At 69.1% G+C, this 12,514-nt stretch carries 18 protein-coding genes and 1 pseudogene; 8 read left to right on the top strand and 11 right to left on the bottom strand.

The annotated features are described in order from the left end of the window. The 3 genes from BCD48_RS16370 to BCD48_RS16360 form a co-directional block, all read right to left on the bottom strand. A partial coding sequence (locus BCD48_RS16370) for a recombinase family protein (protein ID WP_131804015.1) occupies positions 1 to 436 on the bottom strand: 436 nt, incomplete at its 3' end. Beyond that, positions 436 to 915, bottom strand: coding sequence for a DUF5372 family protein (locus tag BCD48_RS16365; protein WP_131804014.1), 480 nt, complete (start codon positions 913 to 915; stop codon positions 436 to 438). The genes BCD48_RS16370 and BCD48_RS16365, both read right to left, overlap by 1 nt. 26 nt (positions 916 to 941) lie before the next feature. Continuing rightward, positions 942 to 1,292 carry a hypothetical protein gene (locus tag BCD48_RS16360; RefSeq protein ID WP_198543269.1) on the bottom strand — a complete coding sequence of 117 codons (351 nt, stop codon included), beginning with the start codon at positions 1,290 to 1,292 and terminating at the stop codon, positions 942 to 944. 482 nt (positions 1,293 to 1,774) lie between these two features. Here BCD48_RS16360 and BCD48_RS16355 point away from each other — a divergent pair, with 482 nt between their 5' ends. The 4 genes from BCD48_RS16355 (at position 1,775) to BCD48_RS16340 (ending at position 5,316) form a co-directional block, all read left to right on the top strand. After that, entirely contained in the window at positions 1,775 to 2,977 is a 1,203-nt protein-coding gene (locus tag BCD48_RS16355; RefSeq protein WP_083418737.1) for a group II intron maturase-specific domain-containing protein, read from the top strand. Then, a complete protein-coding gene (locus tag BCD48_RS16350; protein ID WP_071049262.1) occupies positions 2,974 to 3,771 on the top strand; it encodes an SAM-dependent methyltransferase in 798 nt (265 codons plus the stop codon). The genes BCD48_RS16355 and BCD48_RS16350 overlap by 4 nt, the downstream gene beginning before the upstream one ends. Before the next feature lie 118 nt (positions 3,772 to 3,889). Beyond that, a complete protein-coding gene (locus BCD48_RS16345; RefSeq protein ID WP_071049261.1) occupies positions 3,890 to 4,621 on the top strand; it encodes a DEAD/DEAH box helicase family protein in 732 nt (243 codons plus the stop codon). Then, positions 4,618 to 5,316, top strand: coding sequence for a hypothetical protein (locus BCD48_RS16340; RefSeq protein WP_071049260.1), 699 nt, complete (start codon positions 4,618 to 4,620; stop codon positions 5,314 to 5,316). The genes BCD48_RS16345 and BCD48_RS16340 overlap by 4 nt, the downstream gene beginning before the upstream one ends. Positions 5,317 to 5,405: 89 nt before the next feature. On the opposite strand, the gene BCD48_RS53710 is transcribed toward BCD48_RS16340, so the two are convergent. The 3 genes from BCD48_RS53710 to BCD48_RS52265 form a co-directional block, all read right to left on the bottom strand. After that, positions 5,406 to 5,624, bottom strand: coding sequence for a hypothetical protein (locus BCD48_RS53710; protein WP_071049259.1), 219 nt, complete (start codon positions 5,622 to 5,624; stop codon positions 5,406 to 5,408). Between the two features lie 166 nt (positions 5,625 to 5,790). Continuing rightward, positions 5,791 to 6,465 carry a hypothetical protein gene (locus BCD48_RS16330; RefSeq protein ID WP_071049258.1) on the bottom strand — a complete coding sequence of 225 codons (675 nt, stop codon included), beginning with the start codon at positions 6,463 to 6,465 and terminating at the stop codon, positions 5,791 to 5,793. Positions 6,466 to 6,526: 61 nt separating this feature from the next. Continuing rightward, entirely contained in the window at positions 6,527 to 7,747 is a 1,221-nt protein-coding gene (locus tag BCD48_RS52265) for a hypothetical protein (protein ID WP_198543268.1), read from the bottom strand. 300 nt (positions 7,748 to 8,047) lie between these two features. Between BCD48_RS52265 and BCD48_RS16320 the strand changes: the two genes are divergently transcribed. The 4 genes from BCD48_RS16320 to BCD48_RS50690 all read left to right on the top strand — a co-directional run bounded on the left by BCD48_RS16320 (position 8,048) and on the right by BCD48_RS50690 (position 9,932). Further along, positions 8,048 to 8,278, top strand: coding sequence for a protein kinase family protein (locus tag BCD48_RS16320; RefSeq protein ID WP_071049257.1), 231 nt, complete (start codon positions 8,048 to 8,050; stop codon positions 8,276 to 8,278). A 358-nt stretch (positions 8,279 to 8,636) separates the two neighbouring features. Continuing rightward, positions 8,637 to 8,924 (top strand): DUF1330 domain-containing protein, encoded by a 288-nt coding sequence (locus tag BCD48_RS16310; RefSeq protein ID WP_071049256.1) that lies wholly within the window; start codon positions 8,637 to 8,639, stop codon positions 8,922 to 8,924. A 143-nt stretch (positions 8,925 to 9,067) separates the two neighbouring features. Then, a complete protein-coding gene (locus tag BCD48_RS16305; RefSeq protein WP_071049255.1) occupies positions 9,068 to 9,661 on the top strand; it encodes a hypothetical protein in 594 nt (197 codons plus the stop codon). A 25-nt stretch (positions 9,662 to 9,686) separates the two neighbouring features. Continuing rightward, a complete protein-coding gene (locus BCD48_RS50690) occupies positions 9,687 to 9,932 on the top strand; it encodes a hypothetical protein (protein WP_131804012.1) in 246 nt (81 codons plus the stop codon). A 27-nt stretch (positions 9,933 to 9,959) separates the two neighbouring features. Here the strand turns inward: BCD48_RS50690 and BCD48_RS46465 are convergent. The 5 genes and pseudogenes from BCD48_RS46465 to BCD48_RS50685 form a co-directional block, all read right to left on the bottom strand. After that, positions 9,960 to 10,255: pseudogene (locus tag BCD48_RS46465) on the bottom strand (hypothetical protein); the annotation flags it as partial. Between the two features lie 57 nt (positions 10,256 to 10,312). After that, a complete protein-coding gene (locus tag BCD48_RS52260) occupies positions 10,313 to 10,969 on the bottom strand; it encodes a hypothetical protein (protein WP_083418736.1) in 657 nt (218 codons plus the stop codon). A gap of 332 nt (positions 10,970 to 11,301) precedes the next feature. Beyond that, positions 11,302 to 11,637 (bottom strand): HEAT repeat domain-containing protein, encoded by a 336-nt coding sequence (locus BCD48_RS16295; protein WP_198543267.1) that lies wholly within the window; start codon positions 11,635 to 11,637, stop codon positions 11,302 to 11,304. Positions 11,638 to 11,795: 158 nt separating this feature from the next. After that, positions 11,796 to 12,023 carry a hypothetical protein gene (locus BCD48_RS16290; protein ID WP_071049254.1) on the bottom strand — a complete coding sequence of 76 codons (228 nt, stop codon included), beginning with the start codon at positions 12,021 to 12,023 and terminating at the stop codon, positions 11,796 to 11,798. Between the two features lie 23 nt (positions 12,024 to 12,046). Next, a complete protein-coding gene (locus BCD48_RS50685) occupies positions 12,047 to 12,355 on the bottom strand; it encodes a hypothetical protein (protein ID WP_131804011.1) in 309 nt (102 codons plus the stop codon). Between the last annotated feature and the right edge of the window lie 159 nt (positions 12,356 to 12,514).

Raw genomic sequence — 12,514 nt, 5'->3', positions numbered from 1 at the left:
CCTCGGACATGGTGCCCTTCAGCCCCAGCAGCATCCGGTCGTTGAACATCGCCGGGTGGTAGACCCCGTCGGCGTCGGCGATCAGGGTGTCGGTCATCCCGGCCAGATCCAGCAGCCGGTACCAGTCAGCGTTGTTGCGCGCGAGCCGGGAGACCTCGAGGACCAGCACGATCCCGACCTCGCCGAGCGCGACCTGCGCGGTCAGCTCGGCGAACCCGGACCGGCCCGCCGTCGAGGCACCGCTGATCCCGAGGTCAGCGTCGATCACTGTGACCCGGGCCTTGGGCCAGCCGAGGCCGACCGCGCGGTCGACCAGGTCGTACTGCCGGGCGGTGGACTCCCGGTTGCGCTCGACCTGGGCGAGGCTCGACTGACGCAGGTAGACGACCGCGCCCCGCCGCAGATGCGGCCCGCTGATCTTACCGAGGTCCGTCATCACTGCTCGCCGCCGTCGAACAGGGCCGCGCCACTGCCGCGATCAGCCGGCCCAGCAGCGCCACCGCCGCCGCGACCGCGTCGGCCGGCAGCCGCACCGCCACGTCGGGGACGCCCGCGGGCAGCCCCGGCAACGGAAGGCTCGGCTCTGGCCGGCACGGCATCGGGGGCCTCCTTTCTCGGACAGGCCTCAACCTTCTCCCTGATATCCACGTCGACAACCCCCGACACGGCGGAAGGCAACAGGCCAGCCACAACCCGTGTCAACTCGAGCAGGTCGCAGATCCGGCCGAGCGTCGGCTCCCCGACCGGGGTGCCCCCGCCGTCGGCGGCCGGCTCGGCCTGGTCCGTCCAGGCGGCCGGCATCATCGACTTGCTGCCGTCCGGCAGCTCGAGGATCAGCTCCAGCGCGCCGTGCCGGCGCATCCGGCCCAGCACCCGCAGCTCGCGGCCCTCGAACGGATGACCCGGACGGGTCACCCGCGCCACGGTCACCGGCCCCGTGCTCACCACGACGCGGCCCCCGCCCCGTCGCCACCGGCGGCGAGCACCGCCCGGGCGACCAGGCCAAGCGCCCGGCCGTCCAGGCCAGCGAGAGTCCGCAGATCCACCGGTATGCCCTCCGTGATGCTCGCGGCGACCCGCAGCACCGTGCCCTCGCCCGCCGAGCACGGCAGCCGACCGGCGTCCAGCGCCGCTACCGCGCCAGCCCAGTCCACCCAGGCGAATCCATCGGACGTCGCGACAAAACCATCGACGAAATCCGGCCGGAAAAGCCAGCACGCATGCGCGACCAGCAATCCAATCGCCGCCGTCGCGCACAGGTCACCGCGCGCATAGGCACGAAACGCGGCCACAACGTTCTCGATGCCAGTAGTGTGCCGTGGACTCGTTCGACCGCATCGACCACGATCATCTGCTGCGGCAGCTTGGCACGTTCCCCGCACGGGAGCAGATCGCCGGGTGGCTCAAGGCAGGTGTGGTCGACCGCGGCCGGTTCGCGCCGACCGAGGAGGGCACTCCTCAGGGCGGTTTATGTGCAGCTGTGCATAAGCCGCCTAATGAACAGCGCTGGGTTATGCGCAGCGCTGGCCTGTCGGGCCTGGTGAGGGCTCGGTTGGGGGGCGGATCGCTGCGCATAACGCGCCGACGATCCTGATCGGCGGATCGGTATCGTGCCGGGCCTGCATGACCGGAGGCCGGCCGTAATGGTTGGTTTGTCCGTTTAGGTTTGGACGCGGAGTCACGGCACCAGGGCCACAAGGACTCGACGAAGGTCTGGTACGGCGCCGCTGGCGCCGCCTGGTGAGGTACTTCGCCGCCTGGACCTGACGATGGCGTGTCGACGACGGGTCGACGAGGTGTGCGGCTTCTTCGCGCGCATGACAGGTTATGCGCAGCGCCCGAGCCCCACCAGCGCCCTCACCAGGAACGACAGCCAACGCTGCGCATAACCCAGCGCTGTTCATTAGGCGGCGTGATCAGTCCGTGCCTACTGAACGTGGCCCTGCATGGGATGGAGGCGGCGGCCGGGGTGCGCTACGAGACCAACGGTGTTGCTGCCGGGAAGCTCAGGCGCGATTCCCCGGCCCTGGTCAGGTACGCCGACGACCTGGTCGCCCTGTGTCACTCACGTGAGCAGGCCGAAGAGGTCAAGGCCCGGCTTGCGGGGTGGCTGGAGCCCAGAGGGCTGAGGTTCAACGAGGACAAGACGCGCGTCGTCCATATCTCGGAGGGCTTCGACTTCCTTGGGTTTCATATCCGCCGCTATTCCAACGGCAAGCTGCTGACCAGGCCGAGCAAGGCGGCCATGAAGCGAATCCGGGCGCGGCTTAGTACGGAGATGCGGGACCTGCGAGGGATGAACGCGGAAGCGGTCACCCGTCGCCTGAACCCGATTATCAAAGGATGGGCCGCATACTACCGGTCGGGTGTCTCCAGTGCGTCTTTCAGCGCGCTGGATACGCATATGTGGAAGCTTACTTACAAGTGGGCCAAGCACAGCCACCCGAAGAAGCCGAGGGACTGGATCGTCAAACAGTACTTCGGTCGTTTCAACCGCACCAGGCAGGACCGCTGGGTCTTCGGTGACCGCGCAACCGGCGGCTACCTCCAGAAGTTCTCCTGGACGACGATCGCCCGGCATCATCTCGTTCCTGGAACGGCATCCCCGGATGATCCGAACCTGAGCGAGTACTGGAATGAACGGCGACGCAAGAGCAAACCTCCGCTCAGTCCGGGCAACCTACGGCTGCTCTCACAGCAGCACGGCCGCTGCCCAATCTGCCGAGGACTGCTCTTGCACGCCGGAAGCGAGCCCAACAGCCCCCAGGAATGGGAACAGTGGCTTGCCGGGACACGAAAGGCGATCAGCCGAAAAGCGATCGCCCTCAGCCCCGAATCCGGCACGCCGGGCGCATCCACCGCTCACCGCCTCGTGCACACCCATTGCGCCCGACGGCTACCCACCGACGGGCACGTCGAAACGGCACCTTCGCAGCCTGCGAGTCCTTCGGGCTTGCTTGAGCCGTGTGCGTCGTGAGGCGCACGCACGGTTCTGAGGGGGCGGGGGCACAGCAATGTGCTCCCGCTACCCGACACTACTGGCTCGGCGGCAAGAACAACTACCCGGCAGACCGGGCTGTCGCCGAGGCCATGATCCAGACGGTGCCCGAGATCTATGAGGGTGTGCGCGTGAACCGGGCGTTCCTGCGCAACGCGGTGCGCTTCCTGGCAGCCGACTGCGGGATACGGCAGTTCCTCGACATCGGCACCGGGCTGCCGTCAGCCGACAACACCCACGAGGTCGCCCAAGGCGTCGCCCCGGACGCGCGCATCGTGTACGTGGACAACGACCCGCTGGTCCTGCTGCACGCCCGAGCGCTGCTGACCAGCACCCCCGAAGGTCGCACGGCCTACCTGGACGGCGACGTACGTGACCCGGCCCGCATCCTCGAACAGGCCGCCGCGACCCTCGACCTCACCCAGCCCGTCGCCCTGATGCTTATCGCGATCATGCACGCGATCCCGGACGACCAGGACCCGCACGCGGCCGTGCGCATGTTGCGCGACGCTTTGGCGCCGGGCAGCTTCCTGGTGCTGTCGCACCTCGGACTCGATGTCTACCCGGAGAAGACCCACCTGAAGGCGGGCGTCGACCAGGTCAACGCCGCCGCCCCCGGCACCCTGTTCCCGCGGACCCGCGACCAGGTTGCCCGCTTCTTCGACGGCTGGGAGCTGATCGACCCCGGCCTCGTCCCCGCACCGGCCTGGCGGACGACCAGCGAGTCGGTCTCCGCGATGTGGGCCGGTGTTGCCCGCAAGCCAGCCGCCTAGGCTCGCCGACCGCGCCGTCCCAGCCCTCTGCGGGGCGCGTGCTTCACCGCGGGCTGTCAGTGGCTGCCGCTAGCGTCCGCACCGACCATCGGCGCTCGACCGGCTCCTGGAGGCTTCCGTGACCCGATCCGACCAGCCGTCCCACCACAGCCTCGTGGCCGTCGAGGGCCTGCGCTGCACGGGGAAGTCCACGTTGTCGACCGTGCTCGCCAGCCAGCTCGGCGCCACGGTCATCCCCGATCCGGCCGATCTGTCCTCGCCGCTGCCGTACCCGCCGCGGACCCTCGGCGACGTCCGGTCCGGCCTTGACCACCTGTGCGGCGTGGAGCGGCAACGCGCCGAGGTCGCCCGCCGGGCACGCACCGGTCTCGTGTTGTTCGACCGCAGCCCGCTGTCGCACATCGCCCACCAGCACGCCGTCGCGCAGCTCGGCGTTCCCGCCGACCCTGGCTACGCCGCGCAGACGTTCACCGCCGCGGCCCGCGCGGGCATCACGCTGCGACCCGGCCGCTACCTGTATCTGCGGCTACCCCAGGCCGCGGTCGCCGCGCGGCAACGCCGCCGCGGGCCAGTGCACCCGCACCTCGTCGACCCCCGCTTCGTCGCCGCCGCTGACCGGGCCTTCATCCGCTACCTGGAGGCGCTGCCGGACGATCGGCGCCTGGTTCTCGACGCGGGCCTGCCCGTCGGCCACCTGGCCGCCGCCGCCGCGGCCTTCCTCGCCGCGGAGCCGACCTCGCCGCCGCCTGACGTCTGGACGCTCATGCTCGACGCCCCGCAGATCGTGCGGGCGCGCTCCTCCACGTCACCGGGAGCTATCGCGGTCGGCGACGTTGAGGCGAGACTGTGATCGTGTCCGATTCCCGCTCGGTCGACCGGAAGCTGCGGGCGGCGGCGTCCCGTTTTGGTCGACGCCGGCGAACCATTCAGGTCGGCGTCCCCGTGCTGGTCTGCGTCCCAGGGTTCTGGCTGTGGGTCCAGTTGGTCCGCACCGGCCTCAGTGTCGGCTGGCTGGCGCTGTTCGGGACTTGGTTTGTCGGGACCGTGGGCGTTGGCCTGTTGCTCGCTAGTCGGCGGTGGCTGCTGCTGTTGGACCGCCTGCCGCTGGCGTCGCCGGGATGCCGGCTGGCCTACCACGCGCTGCGCCTCGACGAGTTCGCCCACGACCCAGAGCTGCCTGGCCTTCTGAGTGACGTACTTGTCGACGCCGCGGACGCGCTGGACGGCGCGGCGCACGCTGCCCGAGCGCTTCAGCGGCGCCTCGATCGGCAGACGCTGGCGGGTACGGCTGCCGCGGACATCGCCGTCTTCGCGGCGTCCGGCGCCGAGCAGGTCCGCCGGGACATCCTGCGCGGGGTTGAGGAGTTCCTCGCGATCTGGGCAGACCTCGTCAACGGGCTGGGGAGAACCGTCGAGTCCGGCCCGCGATCAGAGCTGTCTGGGTCCGAATCGCGGGAGGATGCGACCCGGCGGGGGCCGGCAGATCTTGCCGAGATCTCCGCTGTCCTGGTCGGCCTCGCTCAGCTGACCCTCACCCGGCCCTGAGCCCCCCAGCCAGCGCTGCACCCTAGAGCGATCGGGCACCGCCCGGTGCATACCCGCGCCGTCCGACCCGGGCAACCGGGCGTGACGTGTTAGGCGCCCAGAGGGACGACAGCCACGGTGTCCCACTGGTAATTCCGGCCGTCGCGGTATAGCCGCACGAGCCGAAGATCGGCCACAGAGACCTCGGCCGGGGGCAGGTCACGCAGCCCCGCGACCGGGCGGACCCAGACATGCACCGGCCGCACCGTCGCCACCCGCAACAACACCTCCGGCAACTGCACCGGCGTGATCGTGACAACAGGCAGCAAGCATGACCTCCAAAATGGGATGCGACACGGGACGGGCCAGGCACATACGTCAAAGCGACGAGGCCGGTGCGTCCGCGCTCGGCGTCACCGGCTGATTACCACGATATCGACGCAAGCAGACCCGATCACCCGATTTTTCGATCCCGGTGCTCGGCCGGCCTTGTTATCACCGCGCCGGATACCGGGCGCAGTCGGCGAGCGCGGATCTGATGCGGTGGACGGTCTCGGCTGGGAACCAGGCACCGAGCTCGAGGCTGCCGGACAGGTAGTCCAGGATGCGGCAGCCGGCGGCCCGGGCCCGCTCGTCCGCCAGCCCCGCGCACGTCAGCGCCACGGCGACGAGATCAGCCGGCGGGGCCAGGTCGTCGCTGTCGCCGCGGTCCGTGAGCACGTCGCAGACGGCCAAGGCGGCGGTGGTACCGCCTTCGAGATCCCCGAGCCGCAGCAACGCCGCGGCGCGGATCTCGTCCATCCGCACCGACCGCCACAGCAGGTCCCGACGCTCGAAGAAGCCCCGGTCGACCTCGGACGCATATCGCAGCGCCTCGTCCACCTGTCCCGCATGCAGGCAGGCCTCAGCCAGATGCACCAGTGCCCAGTGCGGCGAGGCTCCGATTCCGACTAGCTGGTCGAGCGTCGCGCGCGCCCGGTCAAGGTAGGCGGGATCCTGCTGCGCCAGCAGCGCGAGCGTGACCGCCCGAGCCTCCGCGTCCGCCACGCCGGCCTGCTCCACCCGGGCGAGCGCCGCCAGCAGGAGCTGCTCCCGCCGCGCGCCGAACAACTCGCCCGCCGCCTCGTCGATCAGCCGTCTCGCGGTGTGGTCGCCCTGCTCCTGATCCACCGGCCGCTCCCCGTGCCCTGGCACCGGCTCGCCGTCCTCCCTGGCGTCATCTCGGGCAGCGCTAGTTGAACTCCAGGAAGTCGACCATGGCTTGATGTAGCCAGGCGGGGAAGTCGGCGAACCGGGCGACGTCCCGTGCCTTCGGGTCGCCGTAGTCGTGGACCACGGCGATGGTTCCGGTGGCGAGGTCGCAGCAGGCCACGTCGTCGTTGTCCTGCCGCTCCGCGAACGGGACCAGGGACCGGCCCGGGCGGCGCTCGGCCAGGCCGGTGTGGCGCTCGCGCAGGAGATCACCGGTCATGATCCACCACGGCTCCAAATCGGTCAGCCCGTACTCGACGAGCCTGACGAACTCCGGCGGGTAGGAGAACCCGTCGGGAAGATCCCCGCCGGTCAGGAGGTCCTGGCTCGTGGCAGGCAGGGTGGCGAACGCGCCGCGGATCTCGCCGGAACCGACCAGGTCCGCGACGACACGGTCGAGGAAAGCGGGAGCGGTGCTCTCGACGAGGATCAGGTTCTGGGCCCAGAAGTACCGGCCGCCGAGGCGCTCGCCCGACCGCCGGTGGCGGGCTAGGGTCCGCGCCAGGTCGTCGTGGGAGAGGAAGGTGGCGGTCCGGCGTGCGCCGTCGCCCAGCTCGACCACGGCGTCGACCGCCCCGGCCACAGGCTCCGTGCCGGTCAGCAGGGTCAGCAGGTAGTTGTCGGCTGCTCGGCGCAGGTACAGACCGTCCCGCTCCCGGCCCGTCTGCTCATCGCCGCGGTCCGCGTCCTGCAACTCGGGTGGAAGCACGGGCGGCTCGTTGGAGGCGTTGTCGGCGAGGGGGCCGAAGTCGTCGAGGACCTCCCGCACGTCGGGATCGTCGAGGCCTGCGGCCGAGGCCAGCAACTGGCCGAGCAGCAGCGGCTGGCCTAGGTCGGCGAGCAGCTGCGCCGCGCACCGGTAGTCCTCCCAGTCCGGCCGCGTCTGGCCCTCAAGATGGCGGGACAGCACGGGGCGCAGTGCCAGCGTCAGCCACCCCGGGTCCACCCGGCGCAGCAGCTCAAGGACGACGTCCAGAGGGGCGTGCATCCCGAGCCCCGCGTGGAACACCGGTTCCAGCAGGTCCATCGTCTGCTCGACCGGAGCGTCCAGCAGCGCCCGCAGCGCGGTCCGTCGACCGAGCACGGTCGCCAGCGCCGCGCGCAGCTGTCCCTCGTATGCCTCGGCACCCGCCGCGAACATCCGCATCCGCACTTCGATGTAGCGGGCCTCGGCCGCGACCAGCTCCTCCCACGGCTCCATATCCCGATCATTCCCTGCTACGCGAGCGTTGGGCCCGCCTTTGCCGGCCACGACGTCCCCACCGATGACCACCACCGAGCACCTGCCGGTAGGGCAGATGGCGCACCGCCCCGACCACGTCGATCAGCGCGTTCTCGGACCGGTCCAGCGGCGTCCCACCAGCCGGGTCCAGCTTCCCGGCCAGGATCGCGAGCTTCGCCCCAGTATGGTTCGCCCGCCGATCATGGCCCGGCCGAGGCTGGTCGTAATGCGGTCGACGAGCGTTGGAATACCTGGTCGGATCTGGCCGGACGGACCGGGATGGACGGCGAGGGCGGCGTGAACGCACAGCAGTGGACGACAGCCGGACAGATCACGGCGGCGCGGCGCCGCTTCGAGTCCGCTATCCCCGGCTGGCAGCGGCCCGTGGCCTTCGCCGTCGAACAGCTGACCGGCAGCGGCATCGACTTCGTCAAGATTGACGTCGGGGAGAGCCCGCTGCCGGCGGTCGTGCTCGCCGGTCGGGTTCCAGAACTCGGCCACGGCCGTTGAGCTGGGCTTCTACACGGCTCGTTCGTATTCGTTGATCAGACCCCCGAGGACGGGTCGGCGCTTGATCCGTTCCGTCGCGACGCCTGCGATCGGGTGGTCGGCAGCGAACCCGCAGGTCAGCGGCCCGACGTCGAGTTCTGGCACGGTACAGGCGTCAGAACCGTCCCGGGGTGGCGAACGCCCGTACGGCCTCTGCCCACCCCGGGACCGTGGACCGGCTTTATCGCGGTCTCGAGGGACGACTGTCCGCCCGCGATCCACAACTCACGATCGGCGTCCGGACGATGGTCGCGTGCCCGGGACACGATCGCCCGGACCTAAGTCCCGTCCGTCTCCCGGCCTCGGGCACGATGGCGTCATGACTGCCTACTGGATCAACGTCTACAGGGAGATCGTCGACGAGGCCAAGGTCGCGGCGTACGCCGAACTCGTCGGTCCGGCCCTGCGCGCCGCCGGCGGCACCTTCGTAGCCCGCGGCCTTCCCGAGCTGACCTACGAGGCCGGGGAGAAGACCCGCACCGTGCTCATCACCTTCGATTCGGTCGAGGCCGCCCGGGCCGCGCATGACAGCGCCGCCTACCAGGAAGCCCTCGCCGCCCTCGACGGCGGCGCCGTCCGTGACCTGCGCATCGTGCCCGGCCTGTAGCAAGCGGGCAGCCCGCGCCGGACGCGTGCCGTGCTTTCACCACCAGAAACGAAGGCCTGTGAGAGGCCCTCGCCCGGCACATCAAAAACACCTGACGCGACCAGCCGGGGTGCCCTTGGTGCAGGCGGGCAGAGGAGGGGACAGTGCATCCCGAGGAGGGTCTTGACTATGAGGCCATCGCCACAGCGGTGATGACCGTTCCCGATCGCCTGTCCTACATGGCAGCGTTGGGTGCCGCTCTCTCGGGCGCGTGGGCGGAGCGGTACCGCCGCCTGGTTGGCTCCAGTTACCTGCACGAGATCCCGCTCGACGGTTCCACGCTTCTGTTCGACCTCGCGAGCGCGGCCGGGGCACCGCAGGCGGACCGGACGGTCGCGGCGTGGGGCGTCACGCGGCGTCCGGCGGCGCCACGGGACGTGGCGTACCAGCGCGGGTATCCGTCGCCGCGGGGCCGGGCTTCACGCCCCTTGGACAAGGGACATATGGTCCCCCACACCGCCGGCGGAGAATTCGGACCTAATATATTTCCGCAGGACCGCGATCTCAATCGCGGCTGGTCGGCGGAGGGCCGGCGCTACCGCGCACTCGAGCGAGAGATCACCGACTGGCCAGGCACGTTCTTCTTCTCCCACCTTCTCTACGCCGACGAGTCCGACTTCCCGCAGACAGTGGAACTCGGCGTCCTTCGAACCGATGGACTGTACGTCGAGCAGTTCCGCAACCGGTTCGACGCGTGATGTCGACAGATGTTTGGACTCACGCGTGGGTAAGCCTCTGGGCTCTGTGCCCGGCGGCCAGGTGCTGTGGCCCGTCAAAGTTCCGGAGCCGGACAGCGAGACTGGCTTTGCTTTGCTGCGGCCGGTCGCGGCGCGGTTGAGCGCTGTCCCGGCCGGGCGGGTGCCGTTTGATGGCGGCGAGGATGCCACCGGACAGCGCGATGATCCCTGCGGCCGTCAATGGTCGATCGTTGTGAGGCCCACCCGCCCTCTAAAGATCATGTTGATCTGACCGTCGTTTTCTCGCCAGGGACGGCGGTTAGAAGGGGGGAGTGAAGGTGGGGGTGGTGTCGTCGGAGCCGGGCCACAGGTAGGCGGTCAGCTTCCGTCCGTGCTCGTGTTCTTGGTGGGGGCTGGCAGGCGGGGGCCAGCGTAGCTGGGTGTAGAGGGTGGTGCGGTGGGTGTCATAGGCAGCTTCGATCAGGTCGCCGAAGACCTGCGCCCGGGCGGGGATGACGAGGGGATGGTGAGTGCGGCGACGGTCAGGCCGATGGGGATGGCCAGGAGGGTGAAGGGGGCGAAGGCGCAGAACAGCAGTCCCCACAGGGTGGTGGTTGAGGACAGCGGAGGCGGCCGCTGGTCTCGCCTTCCCACTTCGTCGCGGCAGCCGGTTCAGTCTGCGGCACGAAGGTCTTCGTCGAGAGACCCGAGGGAGTCGTAGACGGTGGTGGCGGGCCAGGGAGGCGTGTCCGGGTGTTGCCAGGTGAGATGGACCCGGGCCCAGCCGCCGGTCGCCAGCTCGACGATGACATCGTCCTTGGTCTCTGACCGGGCAGTGACCTGGAAGGACTGGCCATGGAGCCGATGACCGGCAGCGATCTCCTCACGAAGTTCGCTCGCCAGGGCTCCACGCTCGGCATGTTCGGCGGATTCGCCCCCGCGAAGGTCCACCCATGGAGCCAAAAAGAAGATCTCCTCAAGCGCGGAGTCACCGCCTCGGCGGACTCGAAGTTCGTGCGGCGCTGGCTTCGAGCAGTAGACCACGCGATGGGCGCGGCCAGGCCAGTCCAGAGCGAACGGGGTGACGTCAATCTGGGTCTCGATAGGGGTGCCGCCGCCACGGAGCGCGTCGAGGTCGGCGACGATGTCGTCGATGTCCTCGCGGACCTCGGACGTGTCAGCGCGCACGGTGCAGTAGATCTTGACAGTGTCGCCGCGGGTGTCGATGGCGATCTCGGCCAGGTCGTGCGAGATCAGCCCGAGCATGCACTGGACCAGCTCAAGGGCGAGATCGTTCTCGCGGCGTAGCGCGTCCGGGATGTCGCACATCGGTTCTCCTTTGCGTGGGAGCGATAGCCAAGACAGGGCTGCGGCCGGCGCGGCCCGGACGGCCTGGCAGCCCCACACCTATTGATCAGTTGGTCATACCTGCGCGGGTGCGTCGACCTGCGGGGGTGTCGTTCGCGGTGTCGTTTCCGGTGTTGGTGGCGATGTCGGATCTGAGACCGTGGGAGATTTCAGTGTGCGGACGGCCCATGGAGCCGGCAGGGTGGTCAGGTTTTGCGCTGCGGCTCGGGGTGCGGCTGGACTTCGCCGGCTTTGACGCCAGAATCCGCCGGCGCGGTGCTGTGGGTTCCTGGTCGAGTCTCCGGATCCGCTCCTTACCGGATCTGGCCGTTCGCTCGTGCACGCCATAGCGCCTCGCGGGCCGGTTTGCTACCCAGGCGCTTCAGACCGTTGGCGGCATGCCGCCGAAGCGACTCGTCGTCGTTGGAGAGCTGCTCGACGAGCAGGGGCAGGGTGTCTTCCGATTCTGTCAGTGCGATGAGTTCAAGAAGCCAGTAACGGACTCCACGATCGGTCTCCATGCGGAATGCATCGACAAGCTCGGCGACATGGCCGGCGGCGTTCGCTGCCAGGAAACCGAAGGCGTCTTCGGCTCGCTGCGGATCACGACTGCGCATCTGGCGGAGCGCGGAGCGGAAGGCCGACGACACAAGGTTGATTGTATGGCAGTCACCCGCGCTTGGGGGTGCTGATGCCGGGCGGCACCGACCGAGGTCTTCGGCGGGATCGAGCGGGCTGGGTGGTGCTCGCCGCGCCGATCCGCTGCTACCGAGTGGGCCGTCGTGAACACGCCTCACCGAGGCTGCAATCATCGTCCAGTCATCTCATCCAGATAGTCCAGCGTGGCGCGGACAACCTGAACCGGCAGCTCGCCCGCGACCAGGGTGAAATAGGCGTCGCCCGCGTCGGTTACGCGGATCTCGCATACCTGACGGTCAGGCTCGATCTCGTGACACTCGACCTTCCGGTCGTCCTCATGGATGCCAGCGAAGACAAAGATACGGTAGGCCCTGCCAGCGATCTCGATCGACCTCACCGTGGACCTCCCAAGAGCTGGTCCTATCTCGCGTACCAGCCTGCCGGCCAGAGTACATACAGTGAACCGGTCTCGAGAACCGCCTGGTCCACCTCAACCTCGACAGTTCTCGCTGCCAGCCGACCACGACGATATCGGCGCGAAAGAGAATCGTCACCCGCTTTTCGATCGTGGCGCCCAGCCGGCACGCCCCGGACACCATCAAAGCCGCCACCATCGCGACGGCCCTCGTCGAGGCCCTCGCCGCCGACATCGCGAACAGTCCCCACGTCGTCGACCATGGCCGTCCGCACCGATCCCGGCTCGACACAGAGATTGTCGCGGTGCTTCACGGGTGGCATCGCGGTGCATCACAGGCCCCCCAAGATCGGTGCCGCGACCTTGTCAGGGCCTGTAAGAACAACGGCTCTGGCGCATATTCGGTGGTGACGTTCAGTGATCGCGTGGTGAGACGCCGCTTGCGTCTACTTTGTCCTGGTTGAGGCTTTCCA

The sequence above is a fragment of the Pseudofrankia coriaricola genome (genome assembly GCF_001854805.1).
Lineage (GTDB): Bacteria > Actinomycetota > Actinomycetes > Frankiales > Frankiaceae > Pseudofrankia.
The sequence above is the reverse complement of the archived record's forward strand: the minus strand, read 5'-3'. Positions and strand labels throughout refer to the sequence as shown.